The organism is Kribbella yunnanensis (assembly GCF_039529655.1).
In the GTDB taxonomy this organism is placed as follows: Bacteria; Actinomycetota; Actinomycetes; order Propionibacteriales; family Kribbellaceae; genus Kribbella; species Kribbella yunnanensis.
The window spans coordinates 277,124-303,567 of record NZ_BAAANF010000009.1 but is presented as its reverse complement, the minus strand read 5'-3'; the positions used below and the strand labels follow the sequence as shown (position 1 = coordinate 303,567).

Genomic DNA, 26,444 nt, shown 5'->3' with positions numbered 1-26,444 from the left:
GTCAGGGCGAACATCCACCCCACCCTCCAGCAACGGGTCACTTGTCAGGCGACGGGAACTCAACTTGCCCAGCCAGAGCCCGGCAACCCCAGGCAACGTGGAGCCGCGGTCACCGGACCTCGCCATCCACCTCAGCCACGGCGGCGCCCAGCCACGCTGTCTTTGTAGTCGGCCGGGAGCGGTGATCAGCCACAGCGCACGTCCCCGGCCGAGAACTTTCGGCCTGCACCCCCACTCGACCGCCAAAGGCGGCCGACAAAACCAGAGGGCGAGCCGAGCGGATGGCTGAGCCGGATGGCGAGGCTGGCGACCGCGGTTCCACGCTGCCTGGGGCTGACGGGCTGGGGCTGAGGTACATACCGCCCGCGATCACTCTGGGGTGAGGTCACTTTGAGCATCCACCAACCATCTGGGGACCGTCGGAATGGTCGAACCGGGCTCAATGTCGCCCGGCCATCTCACCTTGAGCATCCGTCAACCACCTTCGGACCGCGCAGATGGTTGAGCCGTGCTCAATGTCGTACCGGCTCGCGTGTCGTGGTTAGCGGGGTGGGCGGATGGTGCGGGTGCGGAGGGCGGGGGTGGCGTTGAGGTGGGTGAGGGCGTCCACCAACAGTTGGCGGGCGGCTTCTACTTGGTTGTTGCCTAGGGCCTTGCGGAGTTCGGTGTCGATGGCGGCTCGGTGTTTGCGGGCTGCTGCGATGACTGCCTTGCCGCGTGGGGTGAAGGTGACCTGTTTGGCGCGGGCGTCGGTGGGGGCGGGTGCGCGGGTGAGGTAGCCGCGGGACTCGAGGTCGGCGACTGTCTTCGAGGCGGCTTGCTGGGTTACGCCCAGGCGGTCGGCCAGGGTGGTGATCGTCACGGGGCCGCTGACCAGATGCTGGAACACGACACCGTCGGCGAAGCGCGAGTCGGCGAAACCGTCGGCGGACAGCCGGCGCTGGAGTTCGTCGGCGAGGGCCCAGCCGGTGAACAGCGAGGCGAGAGACAGGTCGGCAGCGGCGGGATCGAACTCCATGGGCGTGAATATACAACCCCGGTTGTGGATCAGGTAATCTACAACCATGGTTGTGCAAAAGGAGTTCATCGAGAGAGCGCACGCGATCGTCTGGTGCACGGTGGCCACGGTGGGGCCGGACAAGCGGCCGCGGAGCCGGATCCTGCACCCGATCTGGGAGATCGACGAGGACGGGGAGCTGACCGGCTGGATCGTCACGCGGGCGACACCGGTGAAGGTGCGGCATCTTGCGTACAGCAACTACTTGAGCTGTAGCTACTGGGAGCCTGGCCACGACGTGGCGGTCGCGGACTGCCAGGCCGACTGGGTCGGCGATGCGGTGACCCGGCAACGGGTCTGGGAGCTGTACGCCGCTGCTCCGGCGCCGCTCGGTTACGACTTCTGGAGTGTGTTCCCCGAAGGACCGGCTGGGGAATCACCCTCGCTGCTGCGGCTGACGCCGTACCGGCTGAGGCTCTTCGATGTGGAGACCCTCACCGGTCGCAAGCGACCGCCTGCGTGGCCCTGACTCTCAGTCACAATCAAACGACTGTCAGTCAGAAGTTCCCGGACACGCCGAAGAGGCGGTGCTGCCGGAAAGCACCGCCCCTTCACAGGTTCAGACGTTGACTACTCAGACTCCGTGGCCGTGCGCCTGGGCGCGGGCCTCGGGGCGGAATCCGTTCCGCGGGCTCAGCGTGTCGTCGCCGTTGCCCAGTGCCTTGAGCTGCTCGGTGAAGTACGTCTTCAGCCGGCTGCGGTACTCGCGCTCGTAGGCGTGCAGGTCGTCGATCGTGCGCTCGAGCTGACCCTTCTGCTTCTCCAGGGTGCCCAGCATCTGGGCGCGGCGCTCGGCGATCTCGCCGTCCAGCTTCTCGGCGCGGGCACGGGCCTCGCCGGTCATCCGGTCGGCCTTGCCACGCGCCTCGTTCTCCAGGCGCTCGGCCTTGGCGCGGGCCTCGCCGATGATCTTGTCGGCGGTGTCCTTCGCCTCCTGGACCAGGTCGTCGGAGTGCTTGGTGGCCATCTCCAGCAGCCGCACCGCGGAGCTGGACGCGTCACCGACGGTCCCGGCGGCCGCAGCAGCCCCCGCAGCCGCTACCACCGGCGCGACGACAGGCGGCTTCTCCTCGATGATCGGCTTCTCGACCACCACCGGGGGCTTCGGCTGCTGCACGACGGGCGGCAGCGCGGCGGTCTGGTCGACCGGCCGCTCCTGACCTGCGCCCGCGCGCTGAGCAGCGGCGAGCTTGGCCCGCAGCTCCTCGTTCTCGGCGAGGAGGCGCTCGAGCTCGGCCTCCACCTCGTCGAGGAAGGAGTCGACCTCTGTGACGTCGTAGCCCTCCCGTAGTCGGACGGGCGTGAACTGCTTCGAGCGGACGTCATCCGGCGTCAGCGGCATCTTTCACCTCGTTTGTCTGTGTCTTGGCGGAGTCCCCGTGGCCTACACCTCGGCGACTCAGTAGATCACGTTATCGCTTCGTTGTGTTGTGACGGAATCCGGGCGGGCGACAACGGTCCACGACTTCGGTTTCTTCGAGACTCTACCTACCCCGTCCCAACGCTCCCAGTCGCCGAAATCGGTGTCCGGTGACTCACAGCGAATTCAGTGCCGTGGAGTTGATCGACATCGCCACGGAGACGATGACGAACAGCATCAGCATGGACAGGTCGATCCGGATCCCGCCGGCCCCGATCGGGGGCAGGATCCGCCGCAGCGGACGCAGGAACGGGTCGGTGGCGGAGTAGATGGCCTCGAAGAGGAGCAGCAACGGCCCCTTCGGGTGCCACTGCGGCGCGAACATCACGATCAGCCCCAGCACGAAACGCGCCACCAGCACGAGGAAGAAGGCGAGCAGTACGAAGCTGATCACTTGGAGGACGATCACTAGAGCAACCATGTTGTCCACGAGTGTAGAAGACGGCGGAAGCAACCGCGGTCAGCTCTGGTTGTAGAACCCGTCCGCGGCGATCTTCTCCTTCTCCTCCGCGGCGACCGTCACGTTCGGCGGGCAGACCAGGAACACCTTGGTGGTGATCCGCTCGATGGAACCGCGGCAGCAGAAGATCAGGCCGGCGGCGAAGTCGACCAGCCGCTTGGCGTCGGCGTGGTCCATCTCGGTCAGGTTCATGATGACGGGCGTGCCGTCACGGAAGTGCTCACCGATCACGCGCGCCTCGTTGTAGCTGCGCGGGTGCACGGTGGTGATGCGGGCCAACTCGGTAACCTCCGGGGACGGTGCGACACCACGTCGTTCTGGGAACTTGCTGACCGTGCCGCCCGGCGCCGACTCCGGCCGTTCGCGGCTCTCCCGGCCGGCGGGCACCGGCTCGGTCTCCTGGGAGTCCCCGTCGACGGCTTCGTCCTCGTACTCGTCGTAGTCGTCGTACTCGTCGTCGTACCGCGCGTTGTAGCGCTCCCCGTCCTCGACCAAGCCGAGGTACACACCCATCTTGCGCAGTGCGCCGCTCATGGCCCTCCAGCCCCTCGATCCGGTCTCGGCGACAACATCTCGATGTCGACACTAACCGAGTGAAGGACGCGTACCGAGTAAGGCGCGCCCGAGGCGGACATGTGTCGCACCACGCCGGATCGCGGCCTCGAGGTCGCCGGTCATGCCTGCCGAGATCCAGGTGGCCCCGGCGTGTTCGGAGCGTAGCCGGGCGGCGACTTCCTGCAGACCTGCGAACGCTTGATCGGGGTCCGATCCGAGTGGCGCCACCGCCATCACTCCGCCGAGCTCCAGGCCGTCCGCCGCCGCAACCTCGGCAGCCAACTCCAGTACGTCGGCCGGCGCGACTCCACCGCGGTCCGCACCGGTCGCGGCGCTGTCCGACCCGTACGACGCGAGGCTCACCTGGAGGAGACATCGCAGCGACTTGTCCTCGGCCACCGCCGCCTTCGACAGCGCGGTAACCAGGGAGGCGCGGTCGACAGAATGCACGACCGACGCGTGCCGAACCACCGAGCGCGCCTTCTTCGACTGCAACTGGCCGACGAAGTGCCAGGTGAGGTCCGGGCACTCCGGTGCCTTCACCTTGAGCTCCTGCTCACGGTTCTCGCCGACGTCCACGACCCCGAGGGCCGCCAGCGCCGCTACGTCGCTGACTGGGAAGGTTTTGGTGATCGCGACAAGGGTGACCTCGTCCGGGTCTCTCCCGGCCGCTCCACAGGCCTTCTCGATCCGCTCCTGGGCCAGTCGCAGATTGTCCCGGAGTTCTTGCTCCCGGCTCATACGAGTTTCACCAGGCCGGCGAGGCGGCCGCTCTTCTTGCCTTCACGGCGGTACGAGTAGAGGCTGTCCGATTCCATCGTGCAGCCGCGCGCGTCCTCGATCACCTCGACACCGAGCTCGGTCAGCTGTGCTTTCACGCCGGCCGCGACGTCGAGTGCCGGTGTACCCCAGCTGGTCTCGGAGTACGACGCCGGCACTCGCTCGGCGACCTCGGCCCGCATCTCGGCGGGCACTTCGTAGCACTTGCCGCATGCGTTGGGGCCGAGCACGGCCGTGATCCGGTCGGCGCCAAGGGCGCGCATCGCTTCCACGGTCGCGGGCGCAACACCGACGTACATGCCCGGTCGTCCGGAGTGCGCGGCGCCGATGATCCCGTTCTCGCTGTCGACCAGGAGGACCGGCAGGCAGTCCGCCGCACGCACGCAGAGCACGATGTCGGTGCGTGTGGTGACGAGTGCGTCGACCCGCGGCGCCGGCGAGAGTGGGATCGGGTCGCCGGGGCGAATCACGTGTACGTCGCGACCATGCACCTGGCTGACGCGGATGACGTGCTCGGGAGCGACGCCGAAGGCCGCACCGACTCGACGGAAGTTCTCGCCGATCCGCGTGGGGTCCTCCCCCAGCTCACCCGCGCCGCCGAGGTTCAGCTCGCCGTACGGCGCCTCACTCACCCCACCGAACCGGTCGGTCACAGCGAACCGGGCAGACCCATGCACCGCGTCATAGCTGAACACACCGAAAGGCTACCCAGCCAACCCCCACCCCACGTCGCTCACCGCGAGCCACGTCCGTCACACCTGCGGGGTTTGGCGAACGACTACTTGAGGAAGTCGGGGATGTCCAGGTCATCCTCGGCCGGCTCGGGCTTGCGGACCGGGCGCGGCGGCGTGGACTGGGCCGGCGGAGTGGCCGGTCCGGAGCCGTTGCCAGAGGTGCTGGGACCGGAGCCGTTACTGGGGCCGTTGGTGGGCCAGCCGCTGCTCTGGGTGGGCGCCTGGGTCGGCTGCACGGTACGGACCGGGTCACCGGTCTGCGGGCGCGCCGAGTGCGTGGTGCCCTGGCCCGGGCGGCCGTCGTTCTGCGTCGGGACCGGGACGGTGTCGTCGGTCGGCGATGTCGGGAACGGCGACGCAGCCGGCTGGTGCACCGGAGCCGGAGCCGGAGCCGACGGCGGAGCGGACTGCTGGACCGGCGGCTGCTGAGCAGCAGGCGGCGGCGTGGCCGGAGCGGACATCTGCTCCGAGTACGACGACTGCTGCGGCTGTGCAGGCGGAGTCTGGACCGGCGGCGCAGGCGGAGTCTGAGCAGGCGGCGGAGTCGCGGGGCGGCTGGCCGGCGGGCGGGCCTGGCTGGTCGCCTGCTCGCGGCGCTTTGGCATCCCGCCGTCGAACCCAGCCGCGATCACGGTCACCCGGACCTCGTCGCCGAGGGCGTCGTCGATGACCGCACCGAAGATGATGTTGGCGTCGGTGTGCGCCGACTCCGAGACCAGTTGCGCCGCCTCGTTGATCTCGAACAGGCCCAGGTCGGAACCGCCCGCGATCGACAGCAGCACGCCGTGCGCACCCTCGATGCTTGCCTCAAGCAACGGAGACGAGATGGCCGCCTCGGCCGCGGCGACCGCGCGGTCCTCACCGCGGGACGAGCCGATGCCCATCAGCGCGGAGCCGGCGTTCGACATGACGGCCTTGACGTCGGCGAAGTCGACGTTGATCAGGCCGGGGGTGGTGATCAGGTCGGTGATACCGGAAACACCCTGCAGCAGCACCTGGTCGGCCTGCTTGAAGGCGTCCAGCACGGAGACGGCCCGGTCGGAGATGGTCAGCAGCCGGTCGTTCGGGATGACGATCAGGGTGTCGACCTCTTCGCGGAGGGCGGAGATCCCGTCCTCGGCCTGGGTCGCCCGGCGCTTGCCCTCGAACGAGAACGGCCGGGTCACCACACCGATCGTCAGCGCACCGAGTGAGCGCGCGATCCGGGACACCACGGGCGCGCCGCCGGTGCCGGTTCCACCGCCCTCACCGGCAGTGACGAAGACCATGTCGGCGCCCTTGAGCGCCTCCTCGATCTCCTCGGCGTGGTCCTCCGCGGCCTTCTGCCCGATCGCCGGGTTCGCCCCGGCGCCGAGGCCGCGGGTCTCCTCCCGGCCGATGTCGAGCTTGACGTCCGCGTCGCTCATCAACAGCGCTTGCGCGTCGGTGTTGATGGCGATGAACTCAACGCCCTTCAGACCGTGCTCGATCATCCGGTTGACGGCGTTCACGCCGCCTCCGCCGATACCGACGACCTTGATGAGTGCCAGGTAGTTCTGCGGTGCCGCCACAGTCCGCGCCTCTCGCCTCGTTCTGTTCCCGTTGTCCAGCGAAAAGACTGAACCTCAACTGAATACTTAGACTTATGTCAACTTTAGATTACGCCGCACGGTACGGGACCCTTGACAGCAAAGTCCACGCGCCTCGCCGTCGTGAGACGAGTCACCGCTTTTCCCCTTTGGTGACTGGGAGATCGGGCGCCGAGACGTCGTACACCGTCGCCTTGCGTTTCATCAGCACACTGAGTACTTCGGCCTTGCGCGCACTGTCATCGGAGCTGCCCCAAACGACCTTCACACCACCCGCGAGATTCAGGGTGATCGAGTCCGGCGATGCTGCCGAGATCGATCCCACCTGAGCTCGCAGACTGTCCGGCAGAGCCGCCGAAACCGTCACCACCGAACGAATCGTTTGTTCACGCCGCGGTCCGGTCACCTTGGCCTCCGGCAACCCGGAAGGCCGGGTGGTCAGGGTCTTGAACAACGTACCGGTCGCATCCACCAACTCGTACCGGGTGCCGTCCGTGACGACCACCACCGGCACGCGCTCGGTGATCACGATCACCACCTTGTTCGGCCAGGCTCGCGTCACCTGCGCGTCCGCCACCGCCGGGATCGACCGCACCCGGTCCGCGATCGCGCCAAGGTCGACCTTCGCCAGCGGTGTGCCCACCGGTGCGGCGGCCGTCTGCTCGATCGTTGCCACCGGCACCGTGTCGGCACCGCTCACCCGGACGCCGTCGACGGCGAACGCGGAGGAGAAGTAGAACAACCAGACGACCAATGCGCCGAGCAGAACCACGCTGCCGCCGATCGCCCACGGCAGCCAGCTGCGCCAGCGCACCAGCCGTTGCCGGCGCGCGAACCGCTGTTGAGCCCGAGCCAGATCAGCGCTCTGGCTCATTCACCAAACCCCACCCGATTACTTCATCACAGGAGCGGGAGCGACCGGCGCAGACTCGCGGAGAGCAGCCCGTTCGGCCAGCAAACCAACGACTTCCGGGCCGATCAACGTCACGTCACCCGCGCCCAGCGTGACCACCAGGTCACCCGGTACGGCGAGGTCCGCGACCAGCTGCGGTACGGCGGACCACGACGGCTCGAACCGCACTTGCTCCGGCTTCAGCGGCACGTGATTGGCCAGCAGGGCCCCGGTGATACCGGGCTCGGGGTCCTCGCGGGCCGCGAACACGTCCATCACGACGACCTCGTCGGCCAGTGCCAGCGCCTCGGAGAACTCGGCCGCGAAGATCCGCGTCCGGCTGAACAGATGCGGCTGGAAGCACGCGATCACGCGCCCCTCCCCCGCCACCTGCCGGGCCGCGATCAGGTCCGCGGTCAGCTCGGTCGGGTGGTGTGCGTAGGAGTCGAAGACGCGCACTCCGTCCTCGAGTCCCTTGAACTCGAACCGCCGTCCGGTCCCGGTGAAGGACGCGAGCCCTTCGGCCAGGTCGGCCGCGGAGAACCCGAGCCCGAGTCCGACGGTCAGCGCTGCCGAGGCGTTGAGCGCGTTGTGCTTACCCGCCTGCTGCAGCTGCACGATCGGCAGCTTCCGCCCGCGGTACACCGGCACGAACGACTGCGTCGCCCCGGTCGCGGTCAGCTCGGTGACCTGCAGATCGACGTCGGCAGACTCGCCATACGTCCGGACGTCGATGCCCTTCTCGCGGGCGTACTCCGCGAGCTTGCGCGCGCCGGCATCGTCGTGGCAGATCACCATGAAACCGCCGGGCAGCACGCGCGCCGTGAAGTCCTCGAAGGCCTTCCGGTACGTCGCTTCGTCGCCGTAGTTGTCCAGGTGATCCGGCTCGACCGAGGTGACGATCGACACCTCGGGCGCGTAGGTCAGGAACGATTTGTCCGACTCGTCGGCCTCGGCGACGAACAGATCGCCGGTCCCGTCGTGAGCGTTCGACCCCGACTCGTTCAGGTTCCCGCCGATCGCGTACGACGGATCGACCGCGCAATGCTGCAACGCCACCGTCAGCATCGACGTTGTGGTCGTCTTGCCGTGCGTGCCGGCGACCGCGATCGTCCGGCGGCCGACCATCACCGATGCCAGTGCAGCGGCCCGCGGCAGGATCGGGATCCCGGCAGCCCGAGCGGCGACGACCTCGGGGTTGGTCTCGCGAATCGCGGTCGAGACCACGACCGTGTCGACGTTCGCCACATTCTCGGCTGCGTGGCCGACCCAGCAGGTGGCGCCGAGTGCGCGCAGGGCGGCCAGAACCTTGCCGTCCTTGGCGTCCGAGCCGGACACCTCGATACCCCGCGACGCCATGATCCGGGCAATCCCGGACATCCCGGCGCCGCCGATTCCCACGAAGTGCACTCTGCCCAGCTTCTCAGCCGGTAGCAGCGTGTCAGGAGCGGTGACGATCACGAAGCAGACCTCACCACATCGAGGATGATCTGCGCCAATCGGTCATCGGCATCCGTCCGGATAACGCCCGTCGCTGCTGTGGACATGGCTGTCAGACGCGCGGAGTCGTGCAGAAGTTGCGGCACTGTCGCCCGCACCCAGTCGGACGTCACCTCGGCGTTGTCGACGAGCAGGCCACCGCCCGCATCCACGACAGGCTTGGCATTCTGGCGCTGCTCACCGTTACCGTGCGGCAACGGAACGTAGATGGCGGGCAGGCCGACACCGGAGACCTCGGTCACCGTGTTGGCCCCCGAGCGGCACACGACCAGGTCGGCCGCGGCATACGCCAGGTCCATCCGGTCGACGTACGAAAGCACCCGGTACGGCGCTGGGCCGGTCTGCGCGACCTCCAGCGAGTTCTTCGGGCCGATCACGTGCAGAACCTGCACGCCGGCCGTCTGCAGATCCGCAGCGGCACCGGCGAACGCGTTGTTCAACTGCTGCGCACCCTGCGAACCACCGGTCACAAGCAGGGTCGGCAAGTCAGGGTTCAACCCGAAGAACGCCTGCGCCTCGGCGCGGACAGCAGCCCGGTCGAGGGTCGAGATCGCCCGCCGGATCGGCAGGCCGACGTACTGGGCGTGGGGCAGCTCCGAGCCGGGGAACGACGTGATGACGTGCTGTGTGCAGTACTTGGCGGCGAACTTGTTCGCGATGCCCGGTACGGCGTTGCCCTCGTGCACCACGATCGGCGTCTTGCGGCGCCAGGCCGCGACGTACGCCGGGGTGGAGACGTAGCCGCCGAACCCGACCAGGACGTCGGCCTTTGCCTCGTCGAGGGCCTTCCGGGCGGCCGCGACCGAGGCCAGCATCTTCCCCGGGACGGCGAGCAGGGCGGGCGTGGGCTTGCGCGGCAGCGGGACCGGCGGGATCAGCTCCAGGCGGTAACCGGCCTCGGGCACCACCCGGGTCTCGATCCCGCGCTCGGTGCCGAGGGCGAGGATCTCGATGGTCGGGTCGATCCGGCGCAGCGCGTCGGCGGTGGCGATCAGGGGGGAGGTGTGGCCGGCGGTACCGCCACCGGCCAGGACGATGCTGGGCACAGCTTTCAACGCTCCTGCAGCTCTGTAGTTAGCGCGTACGGCGTGAAGGCAGCCACCCGAACCGCGACCGTCTCGTCTCCTTGAGAGCGGCCTGCGCACCGGGTTCGACCTTCGCGAAGGACAGCAGCATGCCGACCGCGATCAGCGTCGGCAGCAGTGCGGAACCACCGTACGACAAAAGCGGGAGCGGAATCCCCACGATCGGTAGCAGTCCGATCACGGCGCCGAGGTTGACCAGCGTCTGGGCCATGATCCAGACGGTGATGCCGGCGGCCGCATAGCGGACGAACGGTTCGGTGTTCCGGGTCGCGATCCGGCACCCGGCGTAGGCCAGGGTGAGGAACAGGGCGAGCACGGTGAGTGACCCGAACAGGCCGAGCTCCTCACCGATCACCGAGAAGATGAAGTCGGTGTGCGCCTCCGGCAGGTTGCCCCACTTCTGCCGGCTGTTGCCGATCCCGACGCCCCACCAGCCGCCGGTCGAGAGCGCGTAGAACGAGTGGTACGCCTGCCACCCGACCTGGGTCGGATCGGCGAACGGGTTCATGAACGAGGTGACGCGCTCCATCCGGTGACTGGCCGTGGTGACGAAGTACCAGGCCACACCGCCGACCGCGACGATCGTTGCGACGAACAGCCGGGTCGGCGCCCCGACCACCCAGATCATCCCGATCATGATCGCCATCAGCACCAGCGACGTACCGAGGTCGTGCTGGCCGACGACCAGCGCGATGATCAGTCCGCAGACCGGAACCATCGGCACCAGCAGGTGCTTCCACTGGGTGAGCAGCTTCTGCTTGCGGGCATAGAGATCCGCGCACCACATCACCAGTGCGAGCTTGGCGAACTCACTCGGCTGGATCTGCAGCGGACCACCCAGCGTCAGCCAGTTGTTGTTGCCCTTGACGCCCTTCCCGAGTCCCGGCACATACGTGAGCACCAGCAGGAAGACCGCGCCGAGCAACGCGAGGTAGGCCAGCATCCGGAAATGCCGCGGCGTCATCCGGGAGGCGACGTACGCCATCGGAAGACCGACCCCGACCCAGATCAGCTGGCGGACGAAGATCGTGTAGCTGTTCCCGTTCGCGCGCAGCGACAGCACGCTGGAAGCCGACAGCACCATCAGCAGGCCGAGCACCAGCAGCAGGCCGGTGGCACCGAGCAGGATGTGGTACGACGTGAGCGGCCGATCGAGCACTTCGCGGATAGCCGCGATCCACGGTCGCTCCGGCGGACGGGTCTTGCTGTCGTCCGGGGGGTCAGCGATCGACGTCACGCGATCACCCCGGATCAGTCCGCGAGAACGCGTACGGCTTCGGCGAAGGCGTCCCCACGGGCTCCGTAGTTGGCGAACATGTCCCAGGATGCGCAGCCTGGCGCCAGCAGCACGGTGTCACCCACCTGTGCGACCTTCGCCGCTTCCCCCACCACGATCTCCATGGCTCCAGTGTCCGTTGACTCGACGACGATCCTCGGGACATCCGGAGCGTGTCGCTCAAGTGCTTCGGCGATGACGGCCTTATCTTGCCCCAGCAGGACTACGGCCCGCAGCCGGTCCTTGGCCGCGATGACCAGTTCGTCGAACGTCGCACCCTTGGCCTGTCCCCCGGCGATCCACACGACGTGCTCGTAGGCGAGCAACGACGCCTGCGCCGCATGCGGGTTGGTGGCCTTGGAATCATCCACGTAGTTGACCCCGGCAACCTCTGCGACATGGGCGATCCGGTGCTTGTCCGGACTGAACCCGCGCAGCCCGTCGCGGACGGCCGTCGCCGGTACACCGAAGGCCCGGGCCAGTGCGGCCGCGGCCAGTGCGTTCGCCACGTTGTGCGGTGCCGGCGGGTTCACGTCCTCGAGCTTGGCCAGCTCCAGCGCGGAGGTCTGCCGCTGCTCCACGAACGCCCGGTCGACCAGCAGGTCCTCGACCAGGCCGACCATCGACAGACCCGGCGTACCGAGGGTGAAACCGACTGCGCGGCAGCCCTCGATCACGTCGGCCTCTTCGACCAGGTGCTCGGTGACGGGGTCGGCCACGTTGTACACGCAGGCGACCTGGCAGTTCGTGAAGATCTTGCCCTTGTCCGCCGCGTAGGCGTCCATCGAGCCGTGCCAGTCGATGTGGTCCGGCGCCAGGTTCAGTACGGCGGCCGAGTGCGCGGACATCGAGTGGGTGAAGTGCAGCTGGTAGCTGGACAGCTCGACCGCGATCACGTCGTACGGCTCGGGGTCCATGACGGCTTCCAGCAGCGGCAGCCCAATGTTGCCTGCAGCAACGGCCCGGTGGCCGGCGGCGGTCAGGATCGCGGTCAGCATCTGCACGGTGGTCGTCTTGCCGTTGGTGCCGGTGACACACAACCAGGGCGCGGCGTTGGCCGGATCGCGCAGGCGCCAGGCCAGCTCGATCTCACTCCAGATCGGGACCCCACGCTCAGCAGCCTGAGCCAGCAACGGCGCCGACGGCGGTACGCCGGGTGACGTCACCACGATGTCGACGTCCGGCGGGAGCGTCGCCGTACTGCCTTCGCCGAGGGTGATCGTCGCGCCGAGCACCTCGAGGATCTGTGCCTTGTCGCGCAACGCCTCGTTGTCGCGATCGTCGAGGACGACCACGTGTTCGGCGCCGGCCTGCAACAACGAGTCGGCGCACGCGTAGCCCGCCGTACCGAAGCCGAGGACGACGAAGCGAGTCGTGGCCCAGCCGTCGTCGGTGCGAGTGGTCAGGCTCATCCGGCCACCCACTCGGCGTAGAAGAGGCCGAGGCCGATCACGGTGCACAGACCCTGGATGATCCAGAACCGGATCACGACGTTGATCTGCTCCCACCCGAGCATCTCGAAGTGGTGGTGCAGCGGTGTCATCAGGAAGAGCCGTTTCCCGGTACCGGTCGTGGCTTTGGTGAACTTGAAGATGCTGACCTGCAGGATCACCGACGCGGTGATCATCACGAACAGGCCGCCGAGCAGCAGGACGAGCAGCTCGGTCCGGGTCATCACCGCGAGACCGGCCATCGCGCCACCCAGCGACAGCGAGCCCGTGTCGCCCATGAAGATCTTGGCCGGGGACGCGTTCCACCACAGGAAGCCGAACAGCGCGCCCGTCAATGCGGCGGCCACTACCGCGAGGTCGTGGGGGTCTCGCACCTCGTAGCACTTCGAGCCCGGCGCGGTGGCGCAGCTCTGGTTGAACTGCCAGATGCAGATCAGCGTGTAGGCACCGAACACCATCATCGACGCACCGGCCGACAGACCGTCCAGACCATCGGCCAGGTTGACGGCGTTCGACATGCCGTTGATCAGCAGCAGAAGCCAGACCACGACCAGGACCGGCAGCAGCTGCAGCCAGCTGATGTCACGGATGAACGAAATGAACGGCGATGCCGGCGTCTGGCCACGCGCGTCCGGGAACTGCAGCGCGAGCACCGCGAACGTCACCGCGACGATCGTCTGCCCGGCGAGCTTCGCCTTGCTCCGCAACCCCAGGCTGCGCTGGCGGAAGATCTTGATGAAGTCGTCCACGAACCCGACCGCGCCGCACCCCGCGAGCAGGAACAGCACCAGCAGCGCCGAAGCGGTCGGCTCGGTCATCGTGAACAGCTTCGCCGCGAAGTACCCGACGATGGTCGCGATGATGAAGACCAGACCGCCCATGGTCGGCGTACCGCGTTTGGTCGCGTGTGACGTCGGGCCGTCGGTCCGGATCTCCTGGCCGTAGCCGCGCTTGGCCAGCAGCGCGATCGCCCAGCGGGTACCGATCAGGGTGAGCACCATCGAGACGGCGCCACCGAACAGGATCGAGATCACTGCACGCCCTCCTCGATCAGCGCGGTCGCCAGTTTGTCGAGTCCGACGAACCGGGAGGCTTTCACCAGCACCACATCACCCTGCTGCAGTTCCTTGCCCAGCAACTCGAGCGCTTCGTCCATGGTGTCGACGTACGCGGACTCGTTGCCCCACGATCCTTCCAGCGACGCGCCGAGATGGATCGGGCGGGCTGCCTCGCCCACCACGAGCAGTCGCTGCACATCCAGCCGTACGGCGAGGCGGCCGATCCCGTCGTGTTCCTCGGTGTGGCTGTCCCCCAGCTCACCCATCGGGCCGAGCACCGCCCAGGTCCGGGCGTTGCGGGCGCGGCCGATCGCGACCAGCGCCTTCAGCGCGGCGCGGACCGACTCGGGGTTGGCGTTGTAGGCGTCGTTGATGATCGTGACGCCGTCCGGACGCTCGTGCACCTCCATGCGCCACTTCGACGCCGCTGTCGCTGCGCTGAGCCCTTCGGCGATCTGCGCCGGCGTCAGACCGACAGCCTGCGCAGCAGCCGCGGCAGCAAGCGCGTTCGCGACCTGGTGCTCACCGACGAGCTGGAGCTGTACGGCGTGTGCCTCGCCCCCGAGCTGCAGTGTGAAGCCGGGCCGACCAAGCGTGTCGAGCTCGACCTCGGTGGCTCGTACGTCGGCTCCGGGCGCCTCACCCCAGGTGACCACGTTCTGCTCGGTCCGGCTAGCCATCGCGACAACCCGCGGGTCGTCGGCGTTCAGGATGGCGGTCCCGCCCGGCTGCACCGCCTCGATCAGCTCACCCTTGGCGACCGCGATCGCGTCCTGGCTGCCGAACTCACCGATGTGCGAGTGGCCGACGTTCAGGACCAGTCCGACCTTGGGCGGCGTGATCCGGCACAGGTAGGTGATGTCACCGAGGTGCCGGGCGCCCATCTCCGCGACGAGGAAGCGGGTCTCGCGGTCGGCCTTGAGCGCGGTTCGCGGGTGACCGATCTCGTTGTTCTGCGAGCCGATCGCGGCCACGGTCGGGCCGTACGGCGCGAGCAGCTGAGCGAGCAGGTCCTTCGTGCTGGTCTTACCGGATGAGCCGGTCAGGCCGATGATCGTCAGGTCCGGGAGGCGGCTGATGACCAGTGCGGCCAGGTCGCCGAGTGCCTGCTGGGTGTCGGCGACGACGATGCACGGGTAGCCGTCGACCGGGCGGGTCGTCAGGGAGACGGTGACTCCGGACTCGGTGACCGCGGCCACGTAGTCGTGGCCGTCGACGCGTTCACCAGGGAGGGCTACGAACAGCCCGCCCGGGACGGCCTCCCGCGAGTCGGTCACCACGGCGCCGTCGACGACAGCTGCGGGGTCCACCCCCGCCAGCTCGCCGTTGACCGCTGCGGCGATCTCCTCGCACCTGACGCCTATCACTGCTCAGCCTCCAACAGCTCACGCACGGTTTCGCGGTCGTCGAACGGGTGGATCACACCGCCGACATCCTGGCCTGTCTCATGGCCCTTGCCCAGTACGACGACTGTGTCGCCGGGACCGGCCAGCTCGATCGCAGTGGCGATCGCCTGCCGACGGTCGCCGATCTCGTGCAGGTCGACCGCCGGAACCGCCTCGCGGGCTCCGTCGATCGCAGCGGCCCGAATACTGGCCGGGTCCTCACTGCGCGGATTGTCGTCGGTGACGATCACGACATCCGCCGTACGGGCTGCTGCTGCGCCCATGGCGGGCCGCTTGCCGGGGTCACGGTCACCACCGCAGCCCACTACTGCGAACAGCCGGCCCTTGGTCGCACCGCGCGCCGCCTGCAGTGCCAGCGCGACCGCATCCGGGGTGTGCGCGTAGTCGACGATCACCTGCAGACCGTCGTCGCGAGTGAAGGTCTCCATCCGGCCTGGTACGGCGGCGTACCGCAGCCCGGCGGCGATCTCCTCAGCCGGGACACCCACCTGCCGCAGCATCACCGTGGCCAGCAGGGCGTTCGCCACGTTGAAGTCGCCCGGCAGGGTGATCTCCACGGTCAGCGTCTCGCCGGGACCCTGGATGTCGATGACAGTCGTGCCGTGCTCGGACAGGTGCGAGTCGGTGACCGTCCAGTCGGCCGGACGCGTCGTAGAGACAGTCACCAGCGGTACGACGGTCTGCGCGGCCAGGCGACGGCCGTACTCGTCGTCGATGTTCACCACGGCCAGATCACATCGCTCCGGGGTGAACAGCGATGCCTTGGCGGCGAAGTACTCCTCGAACGTCTTGTGGAAGTCGAGGTGGTCCTGGGTGAGGTTGGTGAAGCCGGCCACCGCGTACCGCGCGCCGTCCACCCGCCCCATCGCCAGGGCGTGACTGGAGACCTCCATCGAGCACCACTGCACGGACTGCTCACGCATCACCGCGAACAGCGCCTGCAGGTCGGTGGCCTCCGGAGTGGTCCGAGTGCTCTTCACCACCTCGTCGCCGATGCGCGTCTGGATCGTGCCGATCATCCCGGCCGGGCCGAGCCGCCGCAGTACCGCGTCGAGCAGGAAGCTGGTGGTGGTCTTGCCGTTGGTCCCGGTGATCCCGAGCAGCCGCATCTGGTTCGTCGGCTCCCCGTAGATGTGTGCGGCGAGCCCGCCGAGCACATCGCGAGGCTTGTCGACCACGAGCACCGGCAGGCCGGTCTCCCGGGCGCGCTCCGCACCAGCCGGATCAGTCAGTACGGCGGCTGCACCGGACTGCTGGGCTTTGGCGGCGAATGCGGCGCCGTGCGTGTTCGCACCGGGCAGCGCGGCGTACAGGTCGCCGGGGAGGACGGAACGGGAGTCGAGGGTGACTCCGGTGATCTCGGCCGGCCGATCAGGGGCCGCCGCTCCGACGAGGAACGCCAGGTCGGAGAGGGTCACCGGCACCACGTGCCGGGGTCTGATCGCTGCTACGGCACCGCCTGCGGCGGTAGGGGTGGACACGGGCCCAGAGGCTACCGCTCCGGACCCTGTCACACCTACCTGACCCTGCGTCACAACCTGGATCACCAGGTGATCGGGACGTTCTGCTGCTTCGCCCCCGTCGGCGGGACTGCATACTTCTGCAGCGCGAAACTCATCACGTCGCGGAACACCGGACCTCCCTGAAAGCCACCACCCCGAGCACCCGTCGGGTCGTGCAGTACGACGTACACAACGAACCGTGGGTTGTCGGCAGGAGCAAATCCGGCAAAAGAAGTCGCCCACTTGCGGTAGCAACCACACGCAGAGTCGACCTGCTGCGCCGTACCGGTCTTGCCGGCCACCAGGTAGCCGTCGATCGCCGCCTGCGGCGCAGTGCCCTTCTCCGCGGTCACCGCCTCCATCATGGTGGCCACCTCCTTGGCGGCCTTCTCACTGACCACGCGGCGCGGTGGGGCGCCTTCGTTCGGGGTCAGGGTGCCGTTGGGCTCGATCCAGTTGCGGACGAGCTTCGGCGGCACGTAGACCCCGCCGTTCGCGACCGCATTGACCGCCGAAGCCTCCTGGACCGCGTTCACCGACAGTCCCTGGCCGAACGCGACGTTCGAGCGGGTGATCTCCGGCCACTCGTCGCCCTGCATCAGCCGGCCCTTGCTCTCACCGGGGAAGTTCAGTCCGGTGGGCTCGCCGAAGCCGAAGTCGTGCAGGTACTTCACGAACTGCGGGATCCGCATCTGCTGCGCGGCCATGATCGTGCCGACGTTCGACGACTTCGCGATCACACCGGCGATGGTCAGGTTCAGGTCGCCGTGGTTCCAGTGGTCCTTGATCGTGCGGCGCTGAACATCGATCGTGCCCGGCACCTTGAGCTTCGTGTTCAGGTCGATCAGGCCGGCGTCGGCAAGTGCGGCCATCGTGACGACCTTCTGCACACTGCCCGGCTCGTAGGTGCGCTCCAGCGCCGGGTTGTTCAGGTCCTTCGACGTGTACTTCCCGTTCGGGTCGAAGGTCGGGTAGTTGGCCATCGCCAGGATCTCGCCCGACTTGACCTCCTGCACGATCACCGTGCCGCCGCTGGCCTTGTACTGCTTGACGGCCTCCTGGATCCGCTTCTCCGCGAACCACTGCAGGTCCCGGTCCAGGGTCAGCTGGACGCCGACGCCCGGGCGCGGCTCCTCGACGGTGTGGTTCGCGTTCGGGATCTTGTTGCCGTTCGCGTCGACCTCGTACATCGCCTTGCCGTCCTGACCGGACAGCTTGCTGTTCAGGCCGTACTCGAGCCCGGACTGACCCTTGCCGTCCTTACCGGTCACGCCGACCACGGTCGCGGCGATGCTGCCGTTCGGGTGGCTGCGGATCGGGTCCGCCTCGGTGTAGATGCCGACCAGGGCCGGCGCCTTCTGCTCCTTCGGCTTGCCCTTGTTCTGCTGGGCGATCACCTTGTTGGCGGCCTTCACCTCGGCCTGGATCTCGTTCCACGTCTGCGGGCTGACCTCCTCGGCCAGCTCGACGTACCGGCCCTTGCCGGTGAGCTTGGCCAGCAAGTCCGCCGGCGTCACCTTGCCGACGAGCTTCGGCGCCAGGATCGACACGAACTGCTGGGCGACCGGCTTGGTCTGGCTCGGGTCCGCCGTAATCGCGACGGTGTCCTCGGTGACCGAGAACTCCACGCCGTTGCGGTCGGTGATCGAGCCGCGCGGCGCGTGCAGGACGTACGTCTTGTTGTTCTCCTTGCTCGCCGCCAGCGCGTAGCTGTCCGGGTCCACGCCCTGCAGTAGGACGAGGCGACCGGCGAACAGCGACAGCACGAAGGCCATCACGCCGAACGTCAGCCGCAGCCGCAGCGTCGAGCGGCCGAGCTTCAGCGTCCGCGGCGGCTTCTTCACGCGTGGCTTCTTCGGCCGCGGCTGCGGGCGGTTCTGAGGCGGCCGCTTCCGCGCAGTGCTCTTCTTAGCCGGCGCCTTCTTGGCAGCCACCTTCCGCGGACCGCCTGCGCTGGCGGGGCGACGCGTCGGCGCACCCTGTTTGCGGGGGCCGGCTGCCTTTGGCGCAACGCGCTTGCGCGGCGCATCAGCAGCCGGACGCTTCTGGGCTCGGGCTGCGGCGCGGCGCTCGGCGTCGGCCTGTTCCTGGGCCTGGCGGAGGAGGCGCTCGCGGGTGGACTCGGGACGCTGCGGGGTGGCGCGAGTGCGGTCTGTAGCGGAGGACGGACGAGACGGGGTGGAACGCGGCGGAGTGCCGCGGCCGGATCCGCCCTTGCGTGGCGGCTCGTTTCCCCGTCGGTCCGTCATCCGATCATCCCCCGGTGGTCGTGTTGGCGGGTGGCTTCGTCGTACCGGGCTTGTTGGCGCCCGGTGTCACCGGCTTCTTGACCGGTGGCTTCTTGGACTGCGCGTTCGCCGGCGGCTTGGTGGTCGCCGGCTTGGTGGTCGCCGTTCGGGGCTTGGTGACCGGCGGCTTGGTCGTGGCTGGGGTGACCGGCGGCTTCACGCCCTCCGGTGTGCCCGGCCCGAACATCGCCTTGCCGGTGCCTGCCTTGCCTTCCTTCGGTACGCCGAGCACCTGGCCGTCGGACAGCCGCAGGAAGACCGGGTTCGGGTTCGGCACCATGCCCATCTTCAGTGCGCGGTCCGCCAGGTTCTGCGGCGACTCGAGCGTGCGGACCTGCTTCTCCAGCTGCTCCTGCTGATCGCGCAGCTGACCGGCCTGGTCGTTCAGCTTGGTGATGCCGAAGGTGCCGCGCTGCAACTCGGTGTTGAGCAGCAGCAGGCCGATCAGGCCGGCCGCGAGCAGCGACACCACGAAGATGACGAACGGCATCCGCGGCGGCCGGAACGGCGCGCCGTACACCACGCGGAGCTTCGGCTCCGGCCGCTTCGCGGGCGGCGTGGCCGGCTGGACCCGCGCCTTCTGCGGACTGAACACAGTGCTCATCAGGCCACCATTCCCTTCTCCCGGACCCGCTCGGCCGCCCGCACGCGAGCAGAGGCCGCCCGCGGGTTGACCGCGACCTCCTCTTCGGTCGGCCGCTCGGCGCCCCGGGTCAGGACCCGCAGATATGGCTCATGGCCTGCCGGAATCACCGGCAGGTCGTCCGGTACGTCGGTCTTGGTGCCGGCCGCCAGCGTCTGCTTGGTGATCCGGTCCTCGAGCGACTGGTAACTCATCACGACGATCCGCCCGTGCAGCGCCAGCGCCGCCAACGCCGCCGGCAGCGCCCGGCGCAGTACCTCGAGCTCGCCGTTCACCTCGATCCGCAGCGCCTGGAAGGTGCGCTTGGCCGGGTGACCGCCGGTACGCCGGGCTGCCTGCGGGATCGCGTTGCGCACCAGCTCGGACAGTCGCGCGCTGTTGGTGAAAGGCTCGGTCTCGCGCTCCCGCACGATCCGGTCCGCGATCCGGCGGGCGAACTTCTCCTCGCCGTACTGGAACAGGATGCGCGCCAGGTCGGCCGCGCTGTACGTGTTCAGGATGTCGGCCGCAGTGGTCGGACCGGTCGAGTCCATCCGCATGTCCAGCGGTGCGTCCTGCGAGTAGGCGAAGCCACGGTCCGCCTCGTCCAGCTGCATCGACGAGACACCGAGGTCGAACAGGATGCCGTCGATGGCCGGTACGCCGAGCTCCTCGAGCACCTGCGGCAGTTCGTCGTACACGGCGTGCACGAGCGAGATGCGGTCCTCGTACGGCGCCAGCCGCTCACCGGCCAACCGCAGCGCGGCCGGATCCCGGTCCAGGCCGATCAGCCGGATCTCGGGGAACTGCTGCAGGAACGCCTCGGAGTGACCACCGAGACCGAGAGTCGCGTCAACGAGAACAGCGCCGGGCTGCGCGAGTGCGGGAGCCAGCAGCGCGACCACGCGCTCCAGCATCACCGGCACATGCCGCTCCGACGCATCCATAGCCCTCGACCCTTCTCGTCGCTGCGGGAGCGACCCTGCCCCCGCAGGTTCGTTGCTTTGTACTGCTGTCCGAGTAGCGGTCCGGAGACGACTCCGTCCGGTCAGATCGCGGGTACGACGTCCGGGGAAGTACTTCGTCGTTTGCCGCCGGGGAAGTGGCGTCAACACTGAAGTCGGAGGTCGGACCCGTGATCTCACCGGACGGCCGGTGTGCTCGCGGTGCCGCTAGCCCACTGCTTCTTTTGCTCGAACAGATGCCGTTTGTTCAGAAGATGCCGGGAAGGACCTCTTCGGAGAGATCGGCGAACGCCTGCTCCTGCTCCTGCGAGTACCTGTTCCAGTTCTCCGTGTTCCAGATCTCCACCCGGTTCATCGCCCCGATGACGACACAGTCGCGATCCAGTCCCGCGTAATCGCGCAGCATCGGTGGGATGGTGACCCGGCCCTGCTTGTCCGGCACCTCGTTGGAAGCTCCGGCGAACAACATCCGCAGATAGTCCCGCGCACCCTTGTTGGTGATCGGCGCCTGCTTCAGCTGCTCGGTCAGCTGGACGAACTCGCGTTCGGGCCACACGGACAGCGACCGCTCCTGCCCACGGGTGATCACCAGGCCTTCGGCCAGTTCGTCCCGGAACTTCGCCGGCAGGAACAGCCGTCCTTTGTCGTCGAGCTTGGGGAAGTGAGTTCCGAGGAACACGCTCCACCTCCCCGTTGCGGACTCTCCGTCTCAGGCGAGCTGTTTCCACCACTTCGGTTCCACTGCGCTCCACCTTACTCCACTTTGCCCCACCGTCAACCAACTTCCGCCCCCCACACCCCACCCTGAGCGCAAATCGGCAGGGCGTGTCCCGCGTGTCGCTGAGCCTGCAGGGACCTGTTCGGGGGCTGTTCGGGGGCTTGGTGGAGCGAAGTGGAGGACTTGGTGGGGAGAAGTGGCGGAACGGGTAGAAGAAAGGTGCGAACCGAATGCCCCTTCCGGACGTCGAACGCCGCACCCGGGATTTCCCCCGCCCGTACGCTGGGAGGGGCACCGAAACGCCAGGTAACGAAACATCCGCTGCTCTAGGTCCGACCCTCACTCCGGGTGAGAATGTGTCGGCCGTCAATCAATGGGGAGGACTCAGGGTGAGCACCACCGCGACCAGCCCGCTGGCAGGAGGCGGGGACTTCGACGAACTGTCCGAAGTCGCCGGACGAGTCCGCCGCGCGATCGAGCAGGTGATCGAAGGCAAGCCCGACGTGGTCGAGGTCGCCATCACCGTCCTGCTGGCCGAAGGTCATCTACTGATCGAGGACGTACCGGGCGTCGGCAAGACGATGCTCGCCAAGGCGCTGGCGAAGTCGATCGACTGCAGCGTGCGCCGGATCCAGTTCACGCCGGACCTGCTGCCGTCCGACATCACCGGTGTCTCGGTCTTCAACCAGGAGATCCGCGACTTCGAGTTCAAGCCCGGCGCGGTGTTCGCGAACATCGTCGTCGGCGACGAGATCAACCGCGCCTCGCCGAAGACGCAGGCCGCGCTGCTGGAGTCGATGGAGGAGCGACAGGTCACCGTCGACACCACGACGTACCTGCTCGAGGCGCCGTTCATGGTGATCGCGACCCAGAACCCGATCGAGATGGAGGGCACGTACCCGCTGCCCGAGGCTCAGCGCGACCGGTTCATGGCTCGCGTCTCGATGGGGTACCCGGAGCCGGCCGCCGAGCTGCGGATGCTCGACGGGCACGCCGCCGACGACCCGCTGGCGAACATGCAGGCGGTCACCGACGGCCAGCAGATCCTCCGCCTGGTGAAGACCGTGCAGTCCGTGCACGTCTCGGAGTCGGTGAAGGAGTACGCCGTCGGCCTGGTCGGCGCGACCCGTCGTTCGCAGGAGCTGCGTCTCGGGGCATCGCCGCGGGCAACGTTGCACCTCATCCGGGCAGCCCGGGCCGCGGCAGCGCTGGACTCCCGTGAGTTCGTTCTGCCGGACGACATCCAGGAGCTGGCAGTGCCGGTGCTCTCGCACCGGGTCCTTCCCGCGGCTGAAGCGCATCTCGGTGGGCGCGGCGCAGCCGATATCGTCGCTGGGCTGGTCTCCTCGGTGCCGCTGCCCCGCACGCGTCGGGACTGAGCCATGCGGCAGGCACTCCGCGGGCTGACCACCAGAGGGCGGGCGTTCGTGGCGGCCGGGATCACCGCGTCGCTGTGTGCGCTGCTGCTCGGGCAGAAGGACCTGTTGCGCGTCGGCATCCTGCTCGTCGCGCTTCCGGTCGTCGCTGCCCTGGTCGTCGGCCGGACCCGGCTGCGGCTGCAGGTCCGCCGCAGCCTCACCCCGAACCAGATCCCGGTCGGGACGCAGGCCACTGTCGAGCTCGCACTGAGCAACGAAGGCCGGATGCCGGCCGGGCTGCTCTTGCTCGAGGACCGCATTCCTTATGTCCTCGGACACCGGCCCCGGTTCGTCGTCGACCGCGTCAGCCCGAACTGGCGACGTACCGTCTCGTATCCGGTGAAGTCCGACGTACGGGGCTTGTTCCAGGTCGGGCCGTTGATGCTGACGGTGGCCGACCCGTTCGGTCTGGTCGAGACGAGCCGGACGTTCACTCGCAGCCAGCACCTGCTGGTCACGCCGCGGGTCTACAAACTGCCTGAGATCCGGCTGGGTGCGGACCGGGCCGGCTCCGGCGAGAACCGGCCGCGCGCGATCGCCTCGGCCGGCGAGGAGGACGCAACCGTCCGCGAGTACCGCGATGGTGACGACCTGCGCCGGGTGCACTGGCGCTCGACCGCACGCCGCGGTGAGCTGATGGTGCGCCGCGAAGAGCAGCCCTGGCAGAGCCGGTGCGCACTCTTCATCGACGCCCGGACGATCTCGCACCACGGCCACGGCCCGTCGTCCAGCCTGGAGTGGGCGGTCAGCGCGGCCGCCTCGATCGGCGCCGACCGGATCCGCCGCGGGTACGCGACCACCATGCTCGGCGGTCCGACCACCCTCTCGGCGATCAACCATCGATCGTCGACCGCCGTCCACCAGCCGCTGACCTCGCAGCAGCTGCTCACCGAGTGCGCCACGGTCGAGGAGCATCGGTACGCCGAGATCGGCCCGCTGCTCACCGTCGATCGGCACGCCCAGGAGCCGAGTTTGGTGATCGCGATCCTCGGCGCCTGCGCCAGTGAAGACATCACCGCGCTCAATCGCTGGCGGACCAGCCAGGCCACCGGCGTCGCCCTCGTGCTCGACGCGGCCAGCTGGGCGGTCGGCGCCGAGGCGACCGAGAAGGCGGCCCGCCTGACCGCCGCCACGGACGCCACCGAGAACGAGTTGCGCCGCAACGGCTGGCGAGTCGCCAGAGTCCGTCGCGGCGACCAGCTACCCACCGTCTGGTCCGGGCTAGGACTGAGGACCGGGAGAATCGCATGACCGGACACGCAAGAATCTCGTTGGCTGCTTGGGGCGCCACGGTCCTCGGGTCGCTGGTGCTGACTCCGGTCTTCTCGGGGCCGTTCCTGTTCATCAGCGCGTTCCTGTGCGCCATCGTCACCGGCGTCGGCGTGCTGCTGCAGAACCTGCGCGCGCCACGGGTCGTCGTACCGGTGGTGCAGTTGATCGTGCTCGTCGAGCTGATCTCGCTCTTCTTCCTCAAGGAGACGATGAAGTTCGGGCTGGTGCCGACCGGCGCCACCGCGATCGAGTTCAACTCGCAGCTGGTCAGCGCGATGAGCTCGATCAACCAGTACAGCGCTCCCCTGCCTCCGGACGACAACCTGCTGCTGTTCGCCACCACGGTGATCTCGGCGACCGGCCTGCTGATCCACGTCATCGCCGTACAGATCCGGCAGGCGGCGTGGGCCGGGCTACTCCTGCTGATCATGTACACCGTGCCGGCCGCGACCGTGCACGGCGGACTGCCTGCCCTGCTGTTCATCCCGCCGGCCATCGGCTACATCGTGTTGCTGTCCGCCGAGGGGCGAAGCCGGCTCAGCCGGTGGGGCCGGCGGATCTCCGGTGTCTCCCATCTGGACGCCGCTGAGCCGGTGGAGGCGTCTGCCCTCGGCCAGGCCGGGCGGCGGATCGGCCTCAGTGTGGTCGCCCTGGCCGCGATCCTCCCCGCGCTCCTGCCGACTCTCCCCGAGGGTGTGATCGGCAATGGTCTGGGCGGTGGCGGTACCGGCGGCACCGGTCTCGGTGCGTCGATCTCCACGACCGACCCGATGCTCGACATGGGCAAGAACCTCAAGCGCCCCAAGAACGACGTCGCCCTGACCTACAAGGGCGGTCCGTCCGGTGGCACCTACCTGCGGCTGACTTCCCTCGACCAGTTCGACGGGAACACCTGGCGGATCTCCGACCGGAAGAACCGGGGCCGCAAGATCGAGGACGAGCTGGTCCCACCGCCCGGGTTCACCGGCGACCTCGCGCGGGTGCAGAAGGTCAAGATGGAGATCGACGTCAACAAGGTCTTCCGGTCCCAGTTCGCACCGATCCCCTACCCGGCCCAGTCGATCTCACTGCGCCGCAACTGGCAGTACGACGCCAGCTCGCTGGACGTCTCCTCGACCGACGGTGCGGTGGTCAGCGGCAAGAAGTACACCGTGACCGCCTACGACCTGCGGCCGACCGAAGAGCAGTTGCGCGACGCGATCTCGCGAGGCGCGCCCGACGAGATCAGCTCCCGGCTGCCGCGCAACGTGCCGCCGAGGATCACCGACCTGACCCGGCAGATCACGGCAGATGCCAACGGCAACAAGTATCTGATGGCCGTTGCCCTGCAGAAGTGGTTCCGCACCGAGGGCGGCTACACCTACAGCACGACGAACCAGCGCGGCAGCGGGATGAAGGCGATCGAGGACTTCCTGCTCGAGAACAAGACCGGGTACTGCGAGCAGTTCGCGACCGGGATGGCGCTGATGGCACGGATCGCCGGGATCCCGTCCCGGGTCGGCATCGGCTTCCTGCCCGGCCAGGCCGGGGCTAACGGTCAGTACACGGTTCGCATGCACGACATGCACGCCTGGCCGGAGCTGTACTTCGAGAGCGTCGGCTGGGTCCGGTTCGAGCCGACCCCGGCCTCCCGCGTCGCCAGTACGCCGGAGTGGACGATCCCGTCGTCGAACCCGACCAGCCCGACCACGGCGCCGACCACGGCGCCGACCACGCCGGGCCAGACCGAGGACCCGGGAATCGAGAAGCCGGAAAACGGCCGCAACCTGAACGACGACAACGGCGCCGCGGCCTTTGACAGCGGCAACTGGTTCACCAACGGTGGCGCTCGGACACTCGGGATCGCGGCAATCGTCGTACTGGTCCTGCTGATTCCGTGGATCCTGCGCAGCCTGAACCGCCGGCGTCGCTACAGCCGCGCACCGAGCCGGGTCGCGGCCGAAGGACTCTGGTCGGAGGTCCGCGACACCTCGCGGGACCTGGGCCTGGACTGGAATGACGTGTCGACGCCTCGGCAGACAGGCGAATGGCTCGTCACCAAGCTGCCCGATGAGGCACATCCGTCGGCCCTGCGGCTCGCCCGCAGCGTCGAAGCGATGCGGTACGCCGGTCAGGCAGATGTGGCCACGGATCTGCGGCCGGACGTGACGGTCATTCGGAAGGCACTGTGGAAGCAGGCACCGGCCCGTCGGCGCTGGCGCGCGCGGCTGCTGCCGGCGTCGTGGCGCTGGTACCTGAGCCGCGGGACCACCGAGGCGTCCGATCTCCTGGACGAGTTCGACCTGCTGCTCGCCCGGCTGCGGAGCACGATCCTCCGCCGCCGGCACGCCAACTGATCCCACTGGTCCTAGCAACGACAACACCCCGAGCCCACCAGGGACTCGGGGTGTTGTCGGTGAAACGACTGCTTGGGTGAC

At 68.3% G+C, this 26,444-nt stretch carries 22 protein-coding genes and 1 pseudogene; 4 read left to right on the top strand and 19 right to left on the bottom strand.

What is annotated here, in order from left to right:
* Positions 1 to 541: 541 nt before the first annotated feature.
* Entirely contained in the window at positions 542 to 1,018 is a 477-nt protein-coding gene (locus tag ABD231_RS14875; protein ID WP_344150867.1) for a MarR family winged helix-turn-helix transcriptional regulator, read from the bottom strand.
* 46 nt (positions 1,019 to 1,064) lie between these two features.
* Here ABD231_RS14875 and ABD231_RS14870 point away from each other — a divergent pair, with 46 nt between their 5' ends.
* Positions 1,065 to 1,526 (top strand): pyridoxamine 5'-phosphate oxidase family protein, encoded by a 462-nt coding sequence (locus ABD231_RS14870; RefSeq protein WP_344150864.1) that lies wholly within the window; start codon positions 1,065 to 1,067, stop codon positions 1,524 to 1,526.
* Between the two features lie 105 nt (positions 1,527 to 1,631).
* Here the strand turns inward: ABD231_RS14870 and ABD231_RS14865 are convergent, their stop codons facing one another.
* The 18 genes and pseudogenes from ABD231_RS14865 to mraZ form a co-directional block, all read right to left on the bottom strand.
* Positions 1,632 to 2,399, bottom strand: coding sequence for a DivIVA domain-containing protein (locus ABD231_RS14865; RefSeq protein WP_344150861.1), 768 nt, complete (start codon positions 2,397 to 2,399; stop codon positions 1,632 to 1,634).
* 193 nt (positions 2,400 to 2,592) lie between these two features.
* Entirely contained in the window at positions 2,593 to 2,898 is a 306-nt protein-coding gene (locus ABD231_RS14860; protein ID WP_344150858.1) for a YggT family protein, read from the bottom strand.
* A gap of 39 nt (positions 2,899 to 2,937) precedes the next feature.
* Positions 2,938 to 3,471 carry a cell division protein SepF gene (locus tag ABD231_RS14855; protein ID WP_344150855.1) on the bottom strand — a complete coding sequence of 178 codons (534 nt, stop codon included), beginning with the start codon at positions 3,469 to 3,471 and terminating at the stop codon, positions 2,938 to 2,940.
* Positions 3,472 to 3,522: 51 nt separating this feature from the next.
* Positions 3,523 to 4,233, bottom strand: coding sequence for a YggS family pyridoxal phosphate-dependent enzyme (locus tag ABD231_RS14850; RefSeq protein ID WP_344150852.1), 711 nt, complete (start codon positions 4,231 to 4,233; stop codon positions 3,523 to 3,525).
* Complete coding sequence (locus tag ABD231_RS14845; RefSeq protein WP_344150849.1) at positions 4,230 to 4,967, bottom strand: purine nucleoside phosphorylase YfiH/LACC1 family protein; 738 nt, start codon at positions 4,965 to 4,967, stop codon at positions 4,230 to 4,232. The genes ABD231_RS14850 and ABD231_RS14845 overlap by 4 nt, the downstream gene beginning before the upstream one ends.
* Before the next feature lie 584 nt (positions 4,968 to 5,551).
* Positions 5,552 to 6,556: pseudogene (gene ftsZ / locus ABD231_RS14840) on the bottom strand (cell division protein FtsZ); the annotation flags it as partial.
* Between the two features lie 151 nt (positions 6,557 to 6,707).
* On the bottom strand, positions 6,708 to 7,448 hold the full coding sequence (locus tag ABD231_RS14835) for a cell division protein FtsQ/DivIB (protein WP_344150846.1): 741 nt from the start codon (positions 7,446 to 7,448) through the stop codon (positions 6,708 to 6,710).
* Positions 7,449 to 7,466: 18 nt separating this feature from the next.
* A complete protein-coding gene (gene murC / locus ABD231_RS14830) occupies positions 7,467 to 8,927 on the bottom strand; it encodes a UDP-N-acetylmuramate--L-alanine ligase (RefSeq protein ID WP_344150843.1) in 1,461 nt (486 codons plus the stop codon).
* On the bottom strand, positions 8,924 to 10,012 hold the full coding sequence (gene murG, locus ABD231_RS14825) for an undecaprenyldiphospho-muramoylpentapeptide beta-N-acetylglucosaminyltransferase (protein WP_344150840.1): 1,089 nt from the start codon (positions 10,010 to 10,012) through the stop codon (positions 8,924 to 8,926). Before murG ends, murC begins: the two co-directional genes overlap by 4 nt.
* Before the next feature lie 28 nt (positions 10,013 to 10,040).
* Positions 10,041 to 11,288: a putative lipid II flippase FtsW gene (ftsW, locus tag ABD231_RS14820; RefSeq protein WP_344150837.1), complete on the bottom strand. Its 1,248-nt coding sequence runs from the start codon at positions 11,286 to 11,288 to the stop codon at positions 10,041 to 10,043.
* 14 nt (positions 11,289 to 11,302) lie between these two features.
* Positions 11,303 to 12,739 (bottom strand): UDP-N-acetylmuramoyl-L-alanine--D-glutamate ligase, encoded by a 1,437-nt coding sequence (gene murD / locus ABD231_RS14815; protein ID WP_344150834.1) that lies wholly within the window; start codon positions 12,737 to 12,739, stop codon positions 11,303 to 11,305.
* A complete protein-coding gene (gene mraY / locus ABD231_RS14810) occupies positions 12,736 to 13,779 on the bottom strand; it encodes a phospho-N-acetylmuramoyl-pentapeptide-transferase (protein WP_380157347.1) in 1,044 nt (347 codons plus the stop codon). Before mraY ends, murD begins: the two co-directional genes overlap by 4 nt.
* Positions 13,780 to 13,808: 29 nt before the next feature.
* Complete coding sequence (locus ABD231_RS14805; protein WP_344150828.1) at positions 13,809 to 15,203, bottom strand: UDP-N-acetylmuramoyl-tripeptide--D-alanyl-D-alanine ligase; 1,395 nt, start codon at positions 15,201 to 15,203, stop codon at positions 13,809 to 13,811.
* Positions 15,200 to 16,723 carry a UDP-N-acetylmuramoyl-L-alanyl-D-glutamate--2,6-diaminopimelate ligase gene (locus ABD231_RS14800; protein WP_486336021.1) on the bottom strand — a complete coding sequence of 508 codons (1,524 nt, stop codon included), beginning with the start codon at positions 16,721 to 16,723 and terminating at the stop codon, positions 15,200 to 15,202. Before ABD231_RS14800 ends, ABD231_RS14805 begins: the two co-directional genes overlap by 4 nt.
* A 62-nt stretch (positions 16,724 to 16,785) precedes the next feature.
* Positions 16,786 to 18,993, bottom strand: a complete 2,208-nt coding sequence (locus tag ABD231_RS14795; protein ID WP_344150825.1) for a peptidoglycan D,D-transpeptidase FtsI family protein — start codon at positions 18,991 to 18,993, stop codon at positions 16,786 to 16,788.
* A 4-nt stretch (positions 18,994 to 18,997) separates the two neighbouring features.
* Entirely contained in the window at positions 18,998 to 19,636 is a 639-nt protein-coding gene (gene ftsL / locus ABD231_RS14790) for a cell division protein FtsL (protein WP_344150822.1), read from the bottom strand.
* Positions 19,636 to 20,601 (bottom strand): 16S rRNA (cytosine(1402)-N(4))-methyltransferase RsmH, encoded by a 966-nt coding sequence (rsmH, locus tag ABD231_RS14785; RefSeq protein WP_344150819.1) that lies wholly within the window; start codon positions 20,599 to 20,601, stop codon positions 19,636 to 19,638. Before rsmH ends, ftsL begins: the two co-directional genes overlap by 1 nt.
* A 265-nt stretch (positions 20,602 to 20,866) precedes the next feature.
* Positions 20,867 to 21,298: a division/cell wall cluster transcriptional repressor MraZ gene (gene mraZ, locus ABD231_RS14780; RefSeq protein WP_132410748.1), complete on the bottom strand. Its 432-nt coding sequence runs from the start codon at positions 21,296 to 21,298 to the stop codon at positions 20,867 to 20,869.
* 479 nt (positions 21,299 to 21,777) lie between these two features.
* Here mraZ and ABD231_RS14775 point away from each other — a divergent pair, with 479 nt between their 5' ends.
* Genes ABD231_RS14775 through ABD231_RS14765 form a run of 3 tightly spaced genes read left to right on the top strand, consistent with a single transcriptional unit; the run spans position 21,778 to position 26,363 of the window.
* The gene (locus tag ABD231_RS14775) at positions 21,778 to 22,716 is read left to right on the top strand and encodes an AAA family ATPase (protein WP_380157345.1); all 939 of its coding nucleotides are present in this window, start codon (positions 21,778 to 21,780) and stop codon (positions 22,714 to 22,716) included.
* A 3-nt stretch (positions 22,717 to 22,719) separates the two neighbouring features.
* Positions 22,720 to 24,006, top strand: a complete 1,287-nt coding sequence (locus ABD231_RS14770; protein ID WP_344150815.1) for a DUF58 domain-containing protein — start codon at positions 22,720 to 22,722, stop codon at positions 24,004 to 24,006.
* The gene (locus ABD231_RS14765) at positions 24,003 to 26,363 is read left to right on the top strand and encodes a transglutaminase TgpA family protein (RefSeq protein WP_344150812.1); all 2,361 of its coding nucleotides are present in this window, start codon (positions 24,003 to 24,005) and stop codon (positions 26,361 to 26,363) included. The genes ABD231_RS14770 and ABD231_RS14765 overlap by 4 nt, the downstream gene beginning before the upstream one ends.
* Positions 26,364 to 26,444 lie beyond the last annotated feature (81 nt).

What these genes read in the sequence shown, in the direction of transcription:
- ABD231_RS14875 (WP_344150867.1), bottom strand. Translation starts at nt 1,018, where the DNA reads ATGGAGTTCGATCCCGCCGCTGCCGACCTGTCTCTCGCCTCGCTGTTC.
- ABD231_RS14870 (WP_344150864.1), top strand. Translation starts at nt 1,065, where the DNA reads ATGGTTGTGCAAAAGGAGTTCATCGAGAGAGCGCACGCGATCGTCTGG.
- ABD231_RS14865 (WP_344150861.1), bottom strand. Translation starts at nt 2,399, where the DNA reads ATGCCGCTGACGCCGGATGACGTCCGCTCGAAGCAGTTCACGCCCGTC.
- ABD231_RS14860 (WP_344150858.1), bottom strand. Translation starts at nt 2,898, where the DNA reads ATGGTTGCTCTAGTGATCGTCCTCCAAGTGATCAGCTTCGTACTGCTC.
- ABD231_RS14855 (WP_344150855.1), bottom strand. Translation starts at nt 3,471, where the DNA reads ATGAGCGGCGCACTGCGCAAGATGGGTGTGTACCTCGGCTTGGTCGAG.
- ABD231_RS14850 (WP_344150852.1), bottom strand. Translation starts at nt 4,233, where the DNA reads ATGAGCCGGGAGCAAGAACTCCGGGACAATCTGCGACTGGCCCAGGAG.
- ABD231_RS14835 (WP_344150846.1), bottom strand. Translation starts at nt 7,448, where the DNA reads ATGAGCCAGAGCGCTGATCTGGCTCGGGCTCAACAGCGGTTCGCGCGC.
- murD (WP_344150834.1), bottom strand. Translation starts at nt 12,739, where the DNA reads ATGAGCCTGACCACTCGCACCGACGACGGCTGGGCCACGACTCGCTTC.
- mraY (WP_380157347.1), bottom strand. Translation starts at nt 13,779, where the DNA reads ATGGTGCTCACCCTGATCGGTACCCGCTGGGCGATCGCGCTGCTGGCC.
- ABD231_RS14795 (WP_344150825.1), bottom strand. Translation starts at nt 18,993, where the DNA reads ATGACGGACCGACGGGGAAACGAGCCGCCACGCAAGGGCGGATCCGGC.
- ftsL (WP_344150822.1), bottom strand. Translation starts at nt 19,636, where the DNA reads ATGAGCACTGTGTTCAGTCCGCAGAAGGCGCGGGTCCAGCCGGCCACG.
- rsmH (WP_344150819.1), bottom strand. Translation starts at nt 20,601, where the DNA reads ATGGATGCGTCGGAGCGGCATGTGCCGGTGATGCTGGAGCGCGTGGTC.
- ABD231_RS14770 (WP_344150815.1), top strand. Translation starts at nt 22,720, where the DNA reads ATGCGGCAGGCACTCCGCGGGCTGACCACCAGAGGGCGGGCGTTCGTG.
- ABD231_RS14765 (WP_344150812.1), top strand. Translation starts at nt 24,003, where the DNA reads ATGACCGGACACGCAAGAATCTCGTTGGCTGCTTGGGGCGCCACGGTC.